The sequence below is a fragment of the Rhizobium sp. BK181 genome (assembly GCF_014193305.1).
In the GTDB taxonomy this organism is placed as follows: Bacteria; Pseudomonadota; Alphaproteobacteria; order Rhizobiales; family Rhizobiaceae; genus Rhizobium.
This window is the reverse complement of record NZ_JACHZA010000001.1, coordinates 193,770-210,761: the sequence shown is the minus strand read 5'-3', so window position 1 is coordinate 210,761 and position 16,992 is coordinate 193,770. Positions and strand designations below refer to the sequence as shown.

Sequence of the window (16,992 nt, the reverse complement as noted above, 5' to 3'; positions counted from 1 at the left end):
GCTTGAGGTGCTTGGTGCCAGAATGCCGCACCCTCGGCGCGGCACCCGGTTTGGCACTCTCCGCCGGTCGATGACCGGTGTTAAAAACCTTCCAGGACAAGTTTTCCTTTCGTCCGTCCGCTTTCGATCATTGCATGCGCCTTTTTCAGGTTCGTGGCGTTGATCGGGCCAAGTGTCTCGCTGAGCGTCGTGCGGATCTTGCCGGCATCGACCAGCTCGGCGACCTTCTCGAGCAGCTTGTGTTGCTCGATCATGTCAGGGGTGCCGAACAGCGGCCGTGTGAACATCAGCTCCCAATGGATCGATGCGGCCTTGCGCTTGAAAGGCATGATGTCGAGCACCTCCGGATCATCGATCAGAGCGAAGCGGCCCTGCGGCGCAATCACTTCCACGATCTCCTTGATGTGCTGGTCGGTGTTCGTCGTTGAGAACACAAAGCCGGGATCGCCAAGTCCAAGCGCTGTGACCTGTGCCGCGATCGGCTGCCCGTGATCGATCACGTGATGAGCGCCAAGTTCCTTGACCCATGCGCTCGTCTCGGGACGGGACGCCGTCGCGATGACCGTCAGGTCGGTCAGGGCGCGTGCGATCTGGATTGCGATCGATCCGACGCCACCAGCGCCGCCGATAATGAGAACGGCACGAGCGGCCCCGGGAACCGGATCATGCACTCTCAGCCGGTCGAAGAGCGCCTCGTAGGCGGTGATCGATGTCAGGGGCAAAGCGGCAGCCGATGCGAAGCCAAGGCTCTTCGGTTTGTGCCCCACGATCCGCTCGTCGACGAGATGGAATTCGGCATTGGTGCCGGCCCGGCTGATCACACCGGAGTAGAAGACCTCGTCGCCTACCTTGAAAAGCGTCACTTCTGGGCCGATTGCCTTCACGACGCCGGCAGCATCCCAGCCAAGCACCTTCAGTTCCTCACTGGTCGGCGCCACGCCGGCGCGCACCTTCACGTCGACCGGGTTGACGGAAACCGCCCTGATCTCGACCAGGAGGTCGCGGCCTTTCGCTTCCGGGACTGGCAGATCGACGTCGATGAGAGAGGTCTCGGCGGAAATAGGCTGGGGAACCTTGTAGGCGACTGCGCGCATGGGAAACTCCTGTGTTCGTTTGCACGGAGGCTAGATGCGTCTTATGTTCGATACCTGCAAGAATGCACAAATTCTGTACGTAGTACCAAAAAGGATACTGTCAAATGTCGCTTCCCCGCGCCAAGCTGACCCGCAATTTTCCGGGTTGCCCCGTTGAGGCGACATTGAGTTTTCTCGATGGAAAGTGGAAGGGGGTGATCCTCTTCCATCTGATGGGCGGGACGTTGCGCTTCAATGAGCTGCGCCGCAAATTGCCCTCCGTCACTCAGCGGATGCTCACCAAGCAGCTGCGTGAACTCGAGGGTTCGGGCCTTGTTTCGCGGACGGTCTTTGCGGTCGTTCCGCCGCGCGTCGACTATGCGTTGACGCCACTTGGCCTGACGTTGAAGCCTGTCATCAAGGCGCTTGCCGTCTGGGGTGAGGAAAACGTCTTCTGCCTGCCCGATGGTCGCTATCTTCGGGATGTCTCGGCCGACTCAACGACTGCGGCGATCAAGGCTTAGGGACGCAGCGAACACAAAGATGCCGATGAACGACAGGATCGCGCCGACATAGCCCGTCGCGGCGAACCCGTAGCCCCCTGCAATCACGAGGCCGCCCAGCCAGGCGCCTAGCGCGTTCGCAATGTTGAACGCCGAGTGATGCGATGCCGCAGCAAGTGTCTGCGCGTCCGCGGCGACGTCCATCAGGCGGGTCTGGACGGCTGGACCGGCTGCGAAGCCGCAACCGATGCAGAAAACGCAAAGCGCCAGCATGAACGGATTGGCGGCGGTCAGGGAGAACAATGTAAGCACGACGATGTTGAACACGAGGCTGCCGCCGATCGTCCCCATTAGCGACTTGTCGGCCAGCCAGGAGCCGACGACATTGCCCACATTCATGCCGATGCCGAAGATGATCAGCATCACGGCGACCATGCTCTCGGGCAGCATGGCGACCTGTGTCGTCGTGGGCGCGATGTAGCTGAACATGGCAAACATCCCGCCGAAACCGACGGATGCCGTCGCAAGCGTCAGCAGTACTTGTGGGCGCTTGAAGGCGCCGAGCTCGCGTTTGAAGCTTGCGCCTTCGGCGACGCGGTCGCGCGGCACGTAGTACCAGATCAGCGCGACCGTCAGAAGGCCGATGATACCGACGATCGTAAAGGCAAGGCGCCAGTTGAGTGACTGCCCGAACACGGTCGCAAGTGGTGTCCCGAGCAGGGTCGCAACCGTCAATCCGAGCATGACGCGACCGACGGCGCGGGCGCGCTTGTGCGTCGGCACCATCGAGGCCGCCACGATCGCTGCAACACCGAAGTAGGCTCCGTGCGGCAAGCCGGTGATGAAGCGCATCAGCGTGAAGCTTTCGAAGGTCGGCGCCATCGCGCTCAAGATGTTGCCGATCGCAAAGATGCCCATCACCAGCAGGAGCAGCGAGCGGCGGGCCATCTTCGCGGCAAGCACGGCAATGATGGGTGCGCCGACGACGACGCCCAGTGCATAGGCGCTGATCACGTAGCCTGCCTGCGGCGTCGTGACCGCGAAGGTGTCGGCAACGTTGGGCAGGAGGCCCATGATCGCGAATTCGCCGGTGCCGATACCAAAGCCGCCGCAAGCAAGCGCCAATTGCACGAGCGCGATCGCCATTGGCGACGGGGCGGTGTCTACCGGATTGACGTCGATGGAATCGTTTACGGCGACCTGGCTCAAGAGGCACTCCTTGGCATTCGATGCGTGACGTACGGACAAGGCGCGGGCGCAGCCAGAACCGGTCGGCCAGAGATGAAGGGAAATGGAGGCATCCTCCACTATCCCATCTATCGATGATTGACCGCCAGGCGTCGAGTGCATTTTCTGCAGTGCAGCGTCGCCCGATATGCATACGTCCCTTGCAAATTCGGCGGTGCTGCTACCGATCTCGGCGTTCGTAAAACAGGCTTTAGCTTGAAATCGTGGGTGTAAGAACCATCTCTTAGCAGCGCTGGACAGGTCGTCGCTTCTTGCTGCGGACAACGGGAACCATATGAAACTTATTGGCTTTTTCAATCGCGATGGCGGGACTTTCAGGACCACCGATATGGAAGCCTATGAAAACCGGGCCGAAGCCGTGTTCAGGGAGGCCGGCCACGATTTCAATGCGATCGTCTTTTCCGGCAAGGAGATCGTGCCAGCCATGGAACGGGCCGCCCGCCGTGACGATATCGATGGCATCGTCGCCGGTGGCGGCGACGGGACGATTTCCGCGGCAGCTTCGATAGCCTGGAAGAATGGAATTGCACTTGGCGTCGTGCCGGCCGGGACAATGAACCTCTTCGCACGCTCGCTGCGCGTTCCGCTCGACATTTGGATGGCGTTGGAGACGCTGGCCTTTGGCGAAGTCGATCACGTCGACATCGCCAGCGCGAATGGTCGGCCATTCATTCATCAATTTTCAGCTGGGCTTCATGCGCGCATGGTGCGCTATCGAAATTCCTATACCTACCGCTCGCGTTTTGGAAAGATCGGGGCAAGCGCTCGTGCCGCTCTTGGCGTCGTGTTCAATCCGCCCGAATTCGAGGTGGAGTTTGCAGCGGGGGGCGTCTATGGGCGTCGCCGAGTTTCCGCGGTGTCGATTTCGAACAACCCCTTCGGTCAGAACGCCTTGCTCTATGCAGACTGCCTCACCAGCGGCGAACTGGGGTTCTATACCGCCAAGCCGCTGAAACCGATCGGCGTCGCGCGTCTCGCGGTCGACCTCTTGCGAGGCAAGGTGAGGGAGAACGCAGACGTCATGGTCATGCATCCAGCCGAGGTGCATCTGCACTTTCCGAAGCTGCCTTCAAAGGCGAACTGCGTGATGGATGGCGAATTGCGTCCGCTAGAGCGTGACGTTACGCTGAAACTGCATCCCGGCGAACTCAAGGTATTGGTCCGGCAAGGACTTGCGGCGCAGGTTGATGAGGCCGAGCGACGCGAAATTGCTCCCTAGCAGTTGCAATCATCTGCCGGATTCGGATCGGCCGCCTTGCCGTCGGATCAAATGAACCCTCGGCCCGCTTCCAGGGGTGACCATTACAGACGAGACAGGTAGGTGCGGTAGTCGAAATCCGAGACTGTGCGCAGGTAGGTGATGGCCTCCTTGCGCTTCGTGTCGCCGTAGAGTTTCTGATAGGGCTCGCCGAATATGTCGGCGATGAACGGCGAGAGACGGAAAGCGTCGACTGCCGTCAGGAAGTCGTGCGTCAGTTGTGCCGTGTGTCCAGGTGTATGGGATGGCGTCGTGTCCTCGCCGGGGTCAAGCTCGAAATCGATGCCGAGCAACATACCCCCTAGGATAGCGGCAAGCAGCAAGTAGGGATTTGCATCGGCGCCTGCCACGCGGTGTTCGATACGAGCGGCTGGGCCGTTCAGATCGGGTATGCGGACAGCGGTGCCTCGATGGCCGTATCCCCAGGTGAGGTCGACGGGAGCGAACGAGCCGGGCTGGAAGCGGCGATAGGAGTTGGCAAACGGCGCAAAAACGAGCTGCGCCTCGCGCATGGTTTGAAGCAGGCCGGCGCAGACGGATTTCAGCTTGCGCGGTTCACCATGTTTGGCATCCAGAATATTCCGTCCGTCCTTGTCGATGACGCTGGCATGTACATGAAGGCCGGAGCCGGCATGATCGGAGTATGGCTTGGCCATGCAGGTGGATTTCAGCCCGTGCTTGCGTGCAGCCTGTTCCACAATGCGCTTCAGATAGATGCAGTCGTCGGCTGCCGCGAGCGCGTCTGGTCGATGCAGCAAGTTGATCTCGAACTGTCCGGGGCCGAATTCCGCCGTCGTCGCATCGGCCGGCAGCCCTTGCGCCTTTGCATAGGCGCGCACGGTCTGCAGATAGTCATCGAGCGCATCAACAGCGCTCATGTCGTAGAGTTGAAAGCCGTTCGCTTCCCCTTTATAGGTGAGGCTGACCGGCGGCGAGGGGCGGCCAGTCTCACGCCAGTTCGGATCGACTACGTAGAACTCCAGCTCAGTCGCCACAACCGGTGTGAGGTCGCGCTCATCATACCGCTTCAGCACGGAGGCAAGAATCGCTCGGGGGTCCATGAAGCTTGGCGTGCCGTCGAACTCATGCATCGTTGCAAGGACCTGCATTGACCCCTCCGGCGCCCATGGCATCGGCGTCAGGCTGCGTTCGTCCGGAATGCAATTGCCGTCCGGGTCGCCGACGGAAAGCGAGAGGCCAGTGATGTCATCGTTGTCATCGCCCCAGATGTCGAGCGACTGCGTGGAGGAGGGAAGGCGGACTTCGCCGGCCCAGATTTTGTTCTGGGCGTCGAGTGGAATCTGCTTGCCGCGGAGGTCGCCATTCATGCCGACGAGCAGGAGCTCGATGCGCGCGTTACCGCTCGCTGCTGTACCGTGATCCGTGTCCTCTGCCATGATCTTGAAAATCCCCTCGGAGAAGGCCAAGCTCGTAGCCTATTGAGATGAGGCTTTCAATTCCGAAGGTGTTTTGTAAATCATGTCCGATACTTACGCACGCTCAAACCTCGCTGCTATCGACGCGGCGCATCACCTCCATCCTTTCTCGGACATGCGGAAGCTGAATACTGACGGCACGCGCATCATCCAACGCGGCGAAGGTGTCTACATCTGGGATAATCAGGGCAAACGGTATCTGGACGGATTTGCCGGATTGTGGTGCGTCAACGTCGGCTATGGCCGCAAGGAAATCACCGACGCCGTCGCACGGCAGATGAACGAGCTGCCCTACTACAACACGTTCTTCGGCACGACGACGACACCAACGACGCTGCTTGCCGAAAGGGTCACATCCCATGCCGGACCGTATTTCAATCACGTGTTTTTCACCGGTTCGGGTTCCGAGGCAAACGACACATGGTTCCGGATGGCGCGCGTCTATTGGAGCGCGGTCGGCAAACCCTCGAAGAAGGCCGTCATTGCCCGTAAGAACGGCTATCACGGTTCGACCGTGGCGGGCGCTAGCCTCGGTGGCATGAAATACATGCATGAACAGGGCGACCTGCCGATACCGGGCATCGTCCATATCGGACAGCCTTATTGGTACGGCGAGGGCGGTGATCTCTCCCCGGCTGAGTTCGGCCTCAGGGTGGCCCGCGAGCTGGAGGCGAAGATCGACGAGCTCGGCGAGGAGAATGTCGCAGCATTCGTGGCGGAGCCGATCCAGGGTGCTGCCGGTGTCATCATCCCGCCGGCGACTTATTGGCCGGAGATCGCCCGTATTTGCAAGTTACGCAACATCCTGCTCGTTTGCGATGAAGTGATCTGTGGCTTCGGCCGTCTCGGGGAGTGGTTCGGCCACCAGTATTTCGGCGTCGAGCCTGATCTGGCGCCGATCGCCAAGGGGCTTTCGTCGGGCTATCTTCCGATTGGTGGCGTCCTCGTCGGTGACCGCATCGCTAAGGTGCTGATCAACGAGGTCGGAGACTTCAACCACGGCTTTACCTATTCCGGCCACCCTGTCTGTGCCGCCGCAGCCCTCGAAAATCTCCGCATCATCGAGGATGAAAAGCTCGTCGAACGTGTTCGAAGCGACATTGGCCCCTATTTTGGCGAGGTCTGGGGAGCGCTTGGCGAGCACGATCTCGTCGGAGAGGCCGTCAATGTCGGCCTCATGGGAGCGCTGCAGTTGACGGCCGACAAGGCAAGCCGCGCGCGCTTCGAAAAGCCGGATGCGATTGGCGCGCTGGTCCGCAATCATGCTCTCGCAAATGGACTTGTCCTGCGCGCCACGGGGGACAGGATGCTTGCTTCACCGCCGCTCGTCATCACCCACGAGGAGGTGGACGAAATGGTGCGCATCGCGAAGATGGCGCTTGATGCTGCATGGCGGGAACTGCACTAAGCGTAGACGTCAGCGAGGATAAATCCAGGCGTAACCAAAAAGGCGTTGGTCCTGTGGTCGCCCGCCGATGTATCCGATGCTCGTGTTCTTCACGGTGACTGTACCGTATTGCGGACCAAGGTTCTGTTGGATCCACTCAGCCAACTCCGGCGGCGGCGTGGTGGTCTCCCGGGAGGGGAGCCAAACAGCGAGGATCGGCCTGTCAGCTGTCCACTCGTAGTCAACAAGCAGATTGCCAAAGAACGTGCAGAGGGTCGGAACATCGGGCAGTTGTAGGCGCAGGTTTCCTGAAGCGAGCCACCCATCGGTCAACACCAGCCCCGGGCGCTTGCCTTCCTCCGCGACGATCTTGCCGACAAACTCTTCGTAAGGCGCGTTGTAGGCCTCAGGTCGACCGAACAGCGTCGGTGCGTGCGCTCGGACTAAAATAAGCGACGGGACGACGATCATCACCGCGAGCGGGACGATAAAGAAGCGTTTTGCGAAGTCTTCCGGCCGAATACCCCGTGCCTGCATCTTGAGGCAAAAGGCGATCGGCATCAGGAAGAGAAGGGGCAGCACCCACCTGTCGCGCATGGATGTTATGCCGATGGCGAAGACCAGCAGTAGAACCTGCAAGCCAATCACCAGGAATATGGTGTCGAAAAAGTGAGCCCAAACGGTGGTCGGTCGCAGGCTGCGGAGAAACTTTTTGCCGAAGATGATCGCATAAACCGCGACGAGCGGCGCCAAGATCACCAGGACCTGACCAAAGAACTCGGTCGGCCCCTTGATCAGCTTCGCGAGCGCACTGCTCGGCGCTTCTTGTGCCATGGTATGGAGCGTGCGGGTTGCGGCCAGGCCGAGATTGTCGATCAGCCAAAGGCCATGCGGCAGGAAGATGAGGCCCGCAATCGCCACCGACAACAGGAAGCGCCAGTCGAGTAGTCGCTTCAGTCCGACCGGATGCAGGAATACCGCAACCAGTGCTGCGAGCACGACGAGAGTGAAGTTGTACTTCGTCAGCATGCCGAGGCCAAGCGTGACGCCGATCATCGCGTAGGAAAGCAGCGACGGTGCCTTCAGCGTCTTGATGATGCTGTAGAGCAGCAGGTTGATCATCAGCATCTGGGCGACCGTATGGGTCAGGTCCCTTTGAGCTTGCCAGAAAACCTGCGGAATCGCGAACAGCGAGAGCGTCGCGATGGCGGCAAACAACCGATCGTCGAGTACGAGTTTTGCGAGCTTGTAGTAGCTCAGGAAAAGGAAAAACAGGATCAGGTTCTTGGCTGCGGCAATCGTTACGACAGACAGCCCAAACGCCGACACGACGATGGCCTGAAACCAGTTGTAGAGCGGCGGCTGAGTGTCGTATCCAGCCACGAGCCATTGAGAGAAGAACGCTTGTTGGGATTCATCCACTCGCAGCCCGTTTGGCACGAGCAGGCGAACGACAAAACTGATAACAAAATATGCCGCCAGCAGTAGGACAACAGTGTCCGGCTTGCGAGCCAGCAGATTACGCATTCTCACTTCCATCGAAGATCTGGCGGACGATGTAGTTCGGTGACGTGTCGTCGCGGTAGTAGGTACGGGCGATCATTTCGGCGAGGATGCCGGTCGTAATCAGCTGGACCGAGGAAAGCATGAAGACAATGCCAACCATCAGCAGCGGACGTGTACCAATATCGTCGCCCATGACGAACTTGTCGAAGAGCAGGTAAAGCATGACAACGACTGAGATTGCGCCGAGGCCAAGACCGAGCGAGCCGAAGAAGTGACCCGGCCGTGCCTTGTATCGCATAAAGAACATCACCGAGAGCAGGTCGAGGATCACGCGGAAGGTCCGTGAGATGCCGTACTTGGACTGGCCGTGCTGACGTGCATGGTGCGTTACGACCATCTCGCCGATACGCGAGCTCGGTACGACGCCGGCAACCCAGGCCGGGATGAAGCGGTGCATTTCGCCCATCAGCTTCACCTGTTTGATGACCGAGGCACGATAGATCTTCAGGCTGCAGCCGTAGTCGTGAAGCTTCACGCCGGTAATCCGGCCGATGAGATAGTTGGCGCACCATGATGGGATCTTGCGCAGCAGAAGACCGTCCTGCCGGTTCTTGCGCCAGCCGACAAGAAGGTCAAGCTGGCGGCGTTCGAGTTCGGCGACCATCGACGGAATGTCTTTCGGATCATTCTGCAGGTCGCCGTCCATCGTGGCGATCAGCCGCCCGGTCGCGGCGTCGATGCCGGCCTGCATTGCTGCGGTCTGGCCAAAATTGCGCTGCAGCTCGACAATCCTCAGGGTAAGCCCCTCGCGGCCGATATGCTTGCGTGCATTCGCGAGCGTTGCGTCCGTGCTGCCATCGTCGATCAGGATGAGCTCCCAGCGATCAGCGTAATTTGCCATGGCCAGGCAAATGCGATCGACCAGCGGGCCGACGCTCTCTTCTTCATTGAAGACGGGCACCACCAGCGACAATTCGACCGGCCGCGTCGCTTCCACGAGGCCTTGACGCGAGTCTACCGTTGTCTGCACGTTTGATTTCTCCTACAAGGCGCACGGCCGCAGGCGGCTTTCGCCGCGATAGTCAGGAAAGCCTACTATATGAAGTTTCCGGTTGTTGCCAGCCGACAATCCTGGTTTATCCGCAATCGAATGACGCTGCTGACGATCGCAATCGTCGTGGCTTATGCTCTTTTCATCCAGTGGTTCTGGGGCTGGCCGGTCATTCTCGGACAATGGGCCGAGGTGGGGGTAATCCCGGTTGTCGGCGCTCTGGTCATGCTTACCAGCACCTACTTCCTCCGGACCTGGCGCATTTACGATTATTTCCCACGCGAGACCGCGGGCCGCTTCAAGGTGCTGTTCCGCATTACGCAGATCCACAATCTCCTGAACATCATGCTGCCGTTTCGAACCGGCGAGACGAGCTTTCCGGTGTTGATGCGCACCGAGTTCGGCATCCCTCTGGCGCGCGGAACATCCGCGCTCCTCGTCATGCGTCTGCTTGATTTGCACGCCTTGCTGGCGGCAGCCGGCATAGGTTTTGCGATTGCATCGCCGCACAAGGTGATTGCGTGGGTGATATGGACAGCGTTTCTGGCGATTCCAGTCGTTGCTTTTACTCTGAGGCGGCCGCTGCTTCGGCTTGCCGGCAGGCTCCTACCAGTCAAGGCTCAGAAACTCGTCATAGAAATCGAGAGGGGCCTTCCCATCGACGCGGCTGCTTTTGGGCGTGCTTGGGCGATGACCGTCATCAACTGGCTCGTGAAGGTTCTGGTGCTCGCCTGGGCGCTCAGCTTGATGGGCGTCTTGCCGATGGCCGCGAGCTTCGGAGGGGCGCTTGGCGGCGAGCTTTCCTCGGTGCTCCCAGTGCATGCTCCAGGCGGCGTTGGGACGTATCCCGCCGGGATCACAGCCGGGGCTGTCGCCCTTGGCGCATCCAGCGAGAAGACAGCCCTCGCTGCCTTGGCACAAGCAAGCATCAACGCACATCTGCTGATCATCGTTTCGGCCCTGACCGGCACGGCGATCTCGCTACCTCTGGGCCGCACCCGAAAGCTCTGAGATGCGGTTTCTCAGGAAGGCCTGCTCCGGCGCCTGCTGGCACAGGCGCAACGCCGCCTCATAGGCCGCAATTGCGGCCTCCTTCCGGCCGAGCCGCCGCAGCAAGTCGGCGCGGGCAGAGTGCGCGAGGTGATAGTGCTCCAGTTCTCCAGCCTGCAGAATCGCATCGACCAACTGCAGTCCCTTTTCTGGTCCTTCGACCATCGCCACCGCAACGGCTCTATTGAGCTCAGCAATCGGCGACGAATGGGCGGAGAGCAACAGATCGTAGTAGCCGACGATGCTTCGCCAATCCGTCTTCTCCGGCGCCTCGGCCCGGGCGTGCTCCGCGGCAATGGCTGCCTGCAGCGTATAGATACCGACCTCTCCATTCCGCATGGCACCGTCGAGACGTCCAAGACCTTCACGAACCTTTTCATGATCCCAAAGGCTGCGATCCTGATTGGCAAGCAGAATGAGACCTCCCCCTGGGCTTCGCCTGGCGGCACGGCGCGAATCCTGCAGGAGGAGCAGGGCAAGCAGCCCCGAGACGTCAGGATGTGGGAGGAGCCCCGCGAGCAACCGCGCAAGGCGGATGGCTTCCGAGGTGAGATCTGCCCGGACGATCTCATCGCCCGAGGACGCGGAATAGCCCTCGTTGAAGACGAGGTAGATGACATGCAACACCCGGTCCAACCGTTCCGGCAATTCGTCCCGTTCGGGGACCTCGTAGGGAATTTTCGCCGACCGGATCTTGTTCTTCGCACGAACGATACGCTGCGCCACAGTCGGGGCGGGGACGAGAAACGCGTGGGCGATCTCCTCGGTCGTAAGCCCGCATATTTCTCTAAGAGCCATCGCCATCTGCGCGTCAGATGGTATGGCTGGATGGCAGCACGTGAAGATCAAGCGGAGCATGTCGTCTTCGATCAGTTCCACGTCGCCGATCTCCGTTTCGTCGAAAGACCCATAGAGGCTGTCCTCGATGTCCTTCACCGACACATCAAAGCGAGACCGGCGCCTGATGTGATCGATCGCGCGAAACCGCCCCGCCGAAACCAGCCAGCCGAAGGGGTTCGCCGGTACGCCATCGCGTGGCCACGTCCGCGCGGCGGCTGCAAACGCGTCGTGCAAGGCTTCCTCGGCCCTGTCGAAGTCGCCGAGGAGACGGATGAGGGTCGCAAGCACCCGGCGAGACTGCGTTCTGTAGATATCCTCGATCAGACGTTCCAAGGTTTACTCCAGTAGTGGCAAAATCCTCACGGGGCGGACTTCCACAGTTCCAATTCGGGCGCAGGGAATTCCAGCGGCAATGGCTATTGCCTCACTCATATCAGAGGCATCGATGACGTAGAGACCGGCCAGATGCTCCTTGGTCTCGACATACGGGCCGTCCGTCATGCTGATCTCATTGTTGCGCACCCGAAGGACAACGGCCTTGTCGGGCGTTTCGAGGGCATCGGCGTGGATCAGCGTCCCACGATCGCGCAAATCTTCGTCGAAGCCGAAGTGAGCACGAACGACTGCCTCCGTTTCAGCCACCGTCTGGCGACCATCTACATCAGCTGAATTGTAGATCAGGCAAACAAAGCGCATAGCATCATCTCCCGTCCTTGATGGAATAGCCGGGACGGATCTCGATCGAGGCATACCTCAGTATCGGAAGCGTGGAGACGATCGTCTTGGCTTCTTCCATATCCGCAGCTTCGATCAGTACGAAGCCACCGAGGTGTTCCTTGATTTCGGCGAAGGGGCCGTCGGTTGCGGTGGTGACGCCTTGCTTGCAACGGAGCGTGACGGCGGTTTCCGGCGCGCGCAACGCAAGCGCGGCCTGGAACACCCCGCGCTCTTCCCAATGATTGTCGCTTGCGATGCACTCCTGCGTGAGCGCATCCCACTCTTCCTGCGGGACGAGTTTGCTCTTCTCGGTGTCGAACCAGATCTGGCAGAGATATTTCATGACGTCTCCCTCATTTGTGAACTGGAATGTCGTAGATCGGCCTGACTTCGATCGATCCGAGTTTCGCAAGTGGAATGCCGGCGGCGACGCGAATGGCATCATTCAGATCTTTTGCTTCGATGAGAATGAAGCCGCCGAGTTGTTCTTTTGTTTCCGCAAAGGGACCGTCCGTCACAGACATCTCACCGTTGCGAACGCGGACAGTCATGGCGCTCCTTGGCGATTGCAGAGCGTGGGCGGCAAGCATGTGCCCGCTTGCGATCAGATCATCGTCGTAGGCAAGGGACGCCTTGTCGAGGTTCCTTTTCTCGTCGTCGGTCATGGTCTCAAGCGTCACAGGCTCGAACCAGACCTGGCAGAGATATTTCATCGTTGGCTCTCCGTTGGTTGCGTCAATCACTGGACGGCCAGCCTAGGGCGATTTCGACAGCAAGCGAAAAAAATCTTTTTGGGGGAGGTCGCGTCGAAACGAACCGGCCAGCTTCGACAAAGTGTCGTCAACAACAAGGAGTGACGACGATGAATCTTTTCGAGATTGCACTGGCGAACTGCATCACGGCGACTCGCCACCCGGACAAGCGCCAACGCCTCGATACAAGACCGTCCACGAAGCGGGGCATAGTCACCCGGCTCGCCGTGGTCGCTGTCGTTCTTTCAGTCGCTATCTTGGCGCTGGATGCCGCAGGCCAGCGTTACGAGCAGCAACTCGCCATCGCGGTTGCCGCCACGCGCCAGTAGGGAAACGGCCTATTGGAAGGCCGTTTCGAAGAAGCTTCTGAGTTTGCGTGAATGCAGCGCTTCCGGCGGCATTGCTGCGAGCTTCTGGATCGCCCGAATGCCGATCTGCAGATGCTGGTTGACCTGAGTCCGGTAGAACGCAGTGGCCATGCCCGGCAGCTTCAATTCGCCGTGCAAGGGCTTGTCCGATACACAAAGCAAGGTGCCATAGGGCACGCGGAAGCGGAAGCCGTTTGCAGCAATCGTGGCCGACTCCATATCGAGCGCGATGGCACGTGCCTGGGACAAACGTTTCACAGGGCCGCGCTGGTCGCGCAGCTCCCAGTTCCGGTTGTCGATCGTACCAACCGTACCGGTGCGCATGATCCGCTTCAGCTCGAAGCCCTCATAGCCGGTAATCTCTGCGACAGCACCCTCAAGCGCGACCTGTACTTCTGCGAGCGCCGGGATCGGCACCCAGACCGGCAGGTCGTCGTCCAGAACGTGGTCCTCGCGCATATAGGCATGCGCCAGGACATAATCGCCGAGACGCTGGCTGTTGCGCAGACCAGCGCAATGGCCGAGCATCAGCCAGGCATGCGGACGAAGCACGGCCACGTGGTCGGTAATCGTCTTGGCATTGGACGGGCCGACGCCGATGTTGATCATCGTGATGCCGGCATGCCCCTTTTTCTTCAGATGGTAGGCGGGCATCTGCGGCAGGCGTGAAAGCGCAACGTCCGTCTCCGGCCGACTGGATCCGGCATGCGTAATAATGTTGCCGGGCTCGACGAAGGCCGTGTATCCATCGCCACCTTCGGCCATCAGCTTGCGTGCCCAGAGGCAGAATTCGTCCATGTAGAACTGATAGTTCGTGAACAGCACGAAATTCTGGAAGTGCTGGGCGCTGGTCGCGGTGTAGTGCGAAAGCCGGGCGAGGGAGTAGTCGATGCGCTGAGCCGTAAAGGCAGCAAGCGGCGAAGGTTCGCCGGGCGGCGGAATGTATTCGCCGTTGGCGATTTCATCGTCCGTCGTATTCAGATCCGGCGTGTCGAACAGATCGCGCATCGGAATGTCCAGGAACGCTGCAGCCGATGCCTCGACATGCGCGCCCTCGCCGAAAGCGAAATGCAGGGGAATAGGCGTCGCCGATTCCGAGACGACGACCGGTACGTCATGGTTCTTCATCAGCAAGCCGAGCTGCTGCTTCAGATAGTGACGGAAGAGCTGCGGCCGCGTGATGGTCGTCGTGTAGATCCCGGGGGCGGTGACATGGCCGTAGGAGAGCCGCGTATCGACGTGGCCGTAGCTGGTCGTCTCGATGCTCACCTGCGGATAGAAGGCACGATACCGCGACGTGATCGGCGCGCCCTTGGCAAGGCTGGCAAAGCTCTCGATCAGGAAGTTGGTATTGCGCTCATAGAGTTCCGTCAGCACATCGACAGCCTTGACCGGATCGTCAAAGGTTTGCGGAACGAAGGGGGACGGGGACAGAATGTCGAGGGGTGAAGAGATTCGTTTGCTCATGCGCCATTATAGGGTGTTGTTTTTAACAAGCAAACGACGCATCGGAGGGGGCTGCACAGGTTTGAGGCGCGGCCGATGTCACTCGCGCCGATGGATTAGCGGATTGTCCTGCAGAACGGGGTGCTGGTGTCGAAGCACGTATAGTTGGCTCCGAAGTGAGACTGCGCACCGCCGCCTGCGTTGCGGCTGACGGCCGCCGAGAAGCTGACGGCGAAGACCGCAGCAAACAGTGTAATGATTGTGAAACGTCTTGCCAAAATGAGCATATCCATGACTTTGCCCCGGTATCGCCTTAGCGTTGGGACAGTTTTGCCACGCTATGGCTGAACCGGTGCTGAGATCCCGGTTCATCCGCCGTTCAGGAAGTCGGCAAGCTTGAAGCGCGGCTACCACTGCTTATCTCTTGAGTCCCCAAAGGAGATTTTCATGACGGCACCGATTGAGCTTTATTACTGGCCCACCCCGAATGGCTGGAAGATCAGCATCATGCTCGAGGAACTCGGCGTTCCCTACGAGGTCAAATACATCAACATCGGACGCGGCGAGCAATTCGCGCCGGAGTTTCTGAAGATCGCGCCAAACAACCGTATGCCGGCGATCATCGATCCGGATGGTCCTGGGGGTGATCCGATCTCTGTGTTCGAATCCGGCGCTATTCTCCAGTACCTCGGCCGCAAGTTCGGGAAGTTCTATTCGACGGACGAGCGCATACGCGTGCAGATCGAGGAATGGCTTTTCTGGCAGGTGGGCGGCTTAGGCCCAATGGCCGGACAGGCGCACCACTTCCGCGGTTATGCGCCGGAGAAGATCGAATACGGCATCAACCGCTACACCAACGAAGTAAACCGCCTGTATGGCGTGATGAACAAGCGGTTGGCGGATCGTGAATATCTCGCCGGCGACTATTCGATTGCTGATATTGCCAGTATCGGCTGGGTCATTCCCTATGAGAAGCAGGGGCAGGACCTCAATGAGTTTCCCCACCTCAAGCGCTGGTTCGATACGATGATGGCGCGTCCGGCGGTGATTCGCGGGACGGCGGTCGGCAAGGAAGAGCGCGAACGCAGCAACCTTGCCGAAGACAAGGAAGCACAGAAGATCCTCTTCAATCAGCGCGCCCGATGAAATAAGAAGCGCCCGGCCATCGTCCGGGCGCTTCTTTTCGCGATTCATCTTGCTACAGGCGCGTCCAGGTCTGGGATTTGCAGAGCACGTTGAGGACGCAGCCCTTCATTTTCAGTGAGTTTCCGAGAACGTTGCCCGATCCGCTGTAGGTCTTGTCGTTGGCGGGATCGGTGATCTGGCCGCTGTAGCTCACGCCGCTGCCTGCAAGTGTTCCGATCTTCTTGCCGGCATATTTGCCCGTCTTCAGCACGATGCAGTAGCTGCCGCCGCAGGATGCAATATGCGCCGTGTCACCGGAAGCCGTTTTCCAATTGCCGACGATCGGTTCGTCTGCAAAGGCCGTCCCGGTAGCAAGCGCCAACGCTCCAGCGAAAATAAGCGTGCGGATCATTCGTTCCTCCCTAATGTCCCGGCGGGAAAATATATGACGCGAACGTAAACGTAAATCTGTTTCTTGTGGTTCGCGACAACCGCGTTTGATGAGTCAGAGGCGACAAAATCTTCCGTTTCAGACATGCGATGCTGATTTCGTGGTGAACGGAAGGTTGATTTCGAGATCTGAATATTCCGTAAAATTGTGTCGAAAATCCTTAATCGGCAGGCATCGCGATGTTTAACAAAAATCCAATTTTACCAAGTGTTTGCACTTTGTTTGTTTCAAATTAATCATGCATTTTAGGCGTTTTTTGAAAAGGTATTGGCATAGTGGAGCTATCAAACGAGCGGGGCAAACCCGCCGAACCGAAGGGCACTTAAAGCCGCGATAGACGGCAAGGCCCGGAAGGTAAAACAGGGTAAGTCGACAACAGGCTAAACAGGGATAAACCGATGGCACGCTTTGAAACGCATAATGCTGAAATGGCCACCATGGGTGGCGAAAACAACGCCGATATCTTCTGCGAGATGGGTCTTATGTATGCGACCGGTCGCGGTTGCGCCGTCGATCTGGTCGCCGCGCACAAGTGGCTGAACATTGCGGCGATCAAGGGCAACGACCGCGCCGCCGAGCTTCGCGCCGATGTCGCCGCAAACATGGACAAGATGCAGATCGTCGAGGCGCTCCGGGCCGCTCGCGAGTGGATGACGATCCACTAAAAACCGGCTGGCCGCCAACACGCGAGCGAGAATCAATAACAACCTCAAAAGAGGGACGGCGGGAGCTTTTTGAAGAAGTCGATGCCACGAACATGAACCGCGACCGGCAGGAACAA

General features: G+C 59.3%; 19 protein-coding genes. 7 read left to right on the top strand and 12 right to left on the bottom strand.

Annotated features, from left to right (window positions below; genetic code table 11):
* Positions 1–80: 80 nt before the first annotated feature.
* Positions 81–1,094 (bottom strand): zinc-binding alcohol dehydrogenase family protein, encoded by a 1,014-nt coding sequence (locus tag FHT77_RS01085; RefSeq protein WP_183751742.1) that lies wholly within the window; start codon positions 1,092–1,094, stop codon positions 81–83.
* Positions 1,095–1,198: 104 nt separating this feature from the next.
* On the opposite strand from FHT77_RS01085, the gene FHT77_RS01080 reads away from it, so the two are divergent.
* Positions 1,199–1,597 carry a helix-turn-helix domain-containing protein gene (locus FHT77_RS01080; RefSeq protein WP_183751740.1) on the top strand — a complete coding sequence of 133 codons (399 nt, stop codon included), beginning with the start codon at positions 1,199–1,201 and terminating at the stop codon, positions 1,595–1,597.
* On the opposite strand, the gene FHT77_RS01075 is transcribed toward FHT77_RS01080, so the two are convergent.
* The gene (locus FHT77_RS01075; protein WP_183751738.1) at positions 1,571–2,785 is read right to left on the bottom strand and encodes an MFS transporter; all 1,215 of its coding nucleotides are present in this window, start codon (positions 2,783–2,785) and stop codon (positions 1,571–1,573) included. The two genes, FHT77_RS01080 and FHT77_RS01075, sit on opposite strands and share 27 nt — an antisense overlap.
* A gap of 313 nt (positions 2,786–3,098) precedes the next feature.
* Between FHT77_RS01075 and FHT77_RS01070 the strand changes: the two genes are divergently transcribed.
* Positions 3,099–4,043 (top strand): diacylglycerol/lipid kinase family protein, encoded by a 945-nt coding sequence (locus FHT77_RS01070; protein ID WP_183751736.1) that lies wholly within the window; start codon positions 3,099–3,101, stop codon positions 4,041–4,043.
* Positions 4,044–4,126: 83 nt separating this feature from the next.
* Here FHT77_RS01070 and FHT77_RS01065 read toward each other — a convergent pair whose 3' ends face one another.
* Positions 4,127–5,509, bottom strand: coding sequence for a glutamine synthetase family protein (locus FHT77_RS01065; RefSeq protein WP_183751734.1), 1,383 nt, complete (start codon positions 5,507–5,509; stop codon positions 4,127–4,129).
* Between the two features lie 52 nt (positions 5,510–5,561).
* Here FHT77_RS01065 and FHT77_RS01060 point away from each other — a divergent pair, with 52 nt between their 5' ends.
* On the top strand, positions 5,562–6,926 hold the full coding sequence (locus tag FHT77_RS01060) for an aspartate aminotransferase family protein (RefSeq protein ID WP_183751732.1): 1,365 nt from the start codon (positions 5,562–5,564) through the stop codon (positions 6,924–6,926).
* 9 nt (positions 6,927–6,935) lie between these two features.
* On the opposite strand, the gene FHT77_RS01055 is transcribed toward FHT77_RS01060, so the two are convergent.
* Positions 6,936–8,432, bottom strand: coding sequence for a glycosyltransferase family 39 protein (locus FHT77_RS01055; protein ID WP_183751730.1), 1,497 nt, complete (start codon positions 8,430–8,432; stop codon positions 6,936–6,938).
* Positions 8,425–9,441 carry a glycosyltransferase family 2 protein gene (locus FHT77_RS01050; protein ID WP_183751728.1) on the bottom strand — a complete coding sequence of 339 codons (1,017 nt, stop codon included), beginning with the start codon at positions 9,439–9,441 and terminating at the stop codon, positions 8,425–8,427. Before FHT77_RS01050 ends, FHT77_RS01055 begins: the two co-directional genes overlap by 8 nt.
* A gap of 69 nt (positions 9,442–9,510) precedes the next feature.
* On the opposite strand from FHT77_RS01050, the gene FHT77_RS01045 reads away from it, so the two are divergent.
* Positions 9,511–10,473: a lysylphosphatidylglycerol synthase domain-containing protein gene (locus tag FHT77_RS01045; RefSeq protein WP_183751726.1), complete on the top strand. Its 963-nt coding sequence runs from the start codon at positions 9,511–9,513 to the stop codon at positions 10,471–10,473.
* Here the strand turns inward: FHT77_RS01045 and FHT77_RS01040 are convergent.
* From FHT77_RS01040 to FHT77_RS01025, 4 genes are read right to left on the bottom strand one after another with little or no spacing between them, the layout of a single operon-like run.
* Complete coding sequence (locus FHT77_RS01040; RefSeq protein ID WP_183751719.1) at positions 10,444–11,685, bottom strand: RNA polymerase sigma factor; 1,242 nt, start codon at positions 11,683–11,685, stop codon at positions 10,444–10,446. The genes FHT77_RS01045 and FHT77_RS01040 overlap by 30 nt on opposite strands.
* A 3-nt stretch (positions 11,686–11,688) precedes the next feature.
* A complete protein-coding gene (locus FHT77_RS01035) occupies positions 11,689–12,048 on the bottom strand; it encodes a YciI family protein (protein WP_183751717.1) in 360 nt (119 codons plus the stop codon).
* Positions 12,049–12,052: 4 nt separating this feature from the next.
* Positions 12,053–12,412: a YciI family protein gene (locus FHT77_RS01030; RefSeq protein ID WP_183751715.1), complete on the bottom strand. Its 360-nt coding sequence runs from the start codon at positions 12,410–12,412 to the stop codon at positions 12,053–12,055.
* 10 nt (positions 12,413–12,422) lie between these two features.
* Positions 12,423–12,782 (bottom strand): YciI family protein, encoded by a 360-nt coding sequence (locus FHT77_RS01025; protein WP_183751713.1) that lies wholly within the window; start codon positions 12,780–12,782, stop codon positions 12,423–12,425.
* A gap of 149 nt (positions 12,783–12,931) precedes the next feature.
* Here FHT77_RS01025 and FHT77_RS01020 point away from each other — a divergent pair, with 149 nt between their 5' ends.
* A complete protein-coding gene (locus tag FHT77_RS01020; protein WP_183751712.1) occupies positions 12,932–13,150 on the top strand; it encodes a hypothetical protein in 219 nt (72 codons plus the stop codon).
* A 9-nt stretch (positions 13,151–13,159) separates the two neighbouring features.
* Here the strand turns inward: FHT77_RS01020 and amn are convergent, their stop codons facing one another.
* Together amn and FHT77_RS01010 are read right to left on the bottom strand one after the other, a co-directional pair.
* Positions 13,160–14,656, bottom strand: a complete 1,497-nt coding sequence (gene amn / locus FHT77_RS01015) for an AMP nucleosidase (protein WP_183751710.1) — start codon at positions 14,654–14,656, stop codon at positions 13,160–13,162.
* Positions 14,657–14,751: 95 nt separating this feature from the next.
* Positions 14,752–14,928, bottom strand: a complete 177-nt coding sequence (locus FHT77_RS01010; RefSeq protein WP_016553349.1) for a hypothetical protein — start codon at positions 14,926–14,928, stop codon at positions 14,752–14,754.
* Positions 14,929–15,082: 154 nt separating this feature from the next.
* Here FHT77_RS01010 and FHT77_RS01005 point away from each other — a divergent pair, with 154 nt between their 5' ends.
* Positions 15,083–15,781 carry a glutathione S-transferase N-terminal domain-containing protein gene (locus FHT77_RS01005; protein ID WP_183751708.1) on the top strand — a complete coding sequence of 233 codons (699 nt, stop codon included), beginning with the start codon at positions 15,083–15,085 and terminating at the stop codon, positions 15,779–15,781.
* Between the two features lie 52 nt (positions 15,782–15,833).
* Here FHT77_RS01005 and FHT77_RS01000 read toward each other — a convergent pair whose 3' ends face one another.
* Entirely contained in the window at positions 15,834–16,172 is a 339-nt protein-coding gene (locus FHT77_RS01000; protein ID WP_183751706.1) for a DUF2147 domain-containing protein, read from the bottom strand.
* Between the two features lie 437 nt (positions 16,173–16,609).
* On the opposite strand from FHT77_RS01000, the gene FHT77_RS00995 reads away from it, so the two are divergent.
* Positions 16,610–16,876 (top strand): SEL1-like repeat protein, encoded by a 267-nt coding sequence (locus FHT77_RS00995; protein ID WP_183751704.1) that lies wholly within the window; start codon positions 16,610–16,612, stop codon positions 16,874–16,876.
* Positions 16,877–16,992 lie beyond the last annotated feature (116 nt).

Bases quoted from the DNA above. Each gene is read 5' to 3' on its own strand.
- FHT77_RS01085 (WP_183751742.1), bottom strand. From the start codon at position 1,094: ATGCGCGCAGTCGCCTACAAGGTTCCCCAGCCTATTTCCGCCGAGACC.
- FHT77_RS01080 (WP_183751740.1), top strand. From the start codon at position 1,199: ATGTCGCTTCCCCGCGCCAAGCTGACCCGCAATTTTCCGGGTTGCCCC.
- FHT77_RS01070 (WP_183751736.1), top strand. From the start codon at position 3,099: ATGAAACTTATTGGCTTTTTCAATCGCGATGGCGGGACTTTCAGGACC.
- FHT77_RS01060 (WP_183751732.1), top strand. From the start codon at position 5,562: ATGTCCGATACTTACGCACGCTCAAACCTCGCTGCTATCGACGCGGCG.
- FHT77_RS01055 (WP_183751730.1), bottom strand. From the start codon at position 8,432: ATGCGTAATCTGCTGGCTCGCAAGCCGGACACTGTTGTCCTACTGCTG.
- FHT77_RS01045 (WP_183751726.1), top strand. From the start codon at position 9,511: ATGAAGTTTCCGGTTGTTGCCAGCCGACAATCCTGGTTTATCCGCAAT.
- FHT77_RS01035 (WP_183751717.1), bottom strand. From the start codon at position 12,048: ATGCGCTTTGTTTGCCTGATCTACAATTCAGCTGATGTAGATGGTCGC.
- FHT77_RS01030 (WP_183751715.1), bottom strand. From the start codon at position 12,412: ATGAAATATCTCTGCCAGATCTGGTTCGACACCGAGAAGAGCAAACTC.
- FHT77_RS01025 (WP_183751713.1), bottom strand. From the start codon at position 12,782: ATGAAATATCTCTGCCAGGTCTGGTTCGAGCCTGTGACGCTTGAGACC.
- FHT77_RS01020 (WP_183751712.1), top strand. From the start codon at position 12,932: ATGAATCTTTTCGAGATTGCACTGGCGAACTGCATCACGGCGACTCGC.
- amn (WP_183751710.1), bottom strand. From the start codon at position 14,656: ATGAGCAAACGAATCTCTTCACCCCTCGACATTCTGTCCCCGTCCCCC.
- FHT77_RS01010 (WP_016553349.1), bottom strand. From the start codon at position 14,928: ATGGATATGCTCATTTTGGCAAGACGTTTCACAATCATTACACTGTTT.
- FHT77_RS01005 (WP_183751708.1), top strand. From the start codon at position 15,083: ATGACGGCACCGATTGAGCTTTATTACTGGCCCACCCCGAATGGCTGG.
- FHT77_RS01000 (WP_183751706.1), bottom strand. From the start codon at position 16,172: ATGATCCGCACGCTTATTTTCGCTGGAGCGTTGGCGCTTGCTACCGGG.
- FHT77_RS00995 (WP_183751704.1), top strand. From the start codon at position 16,610: ATGGCACGCTTTGAAACGCATAATGCTGAAATGGCCACCATGGGTGGC.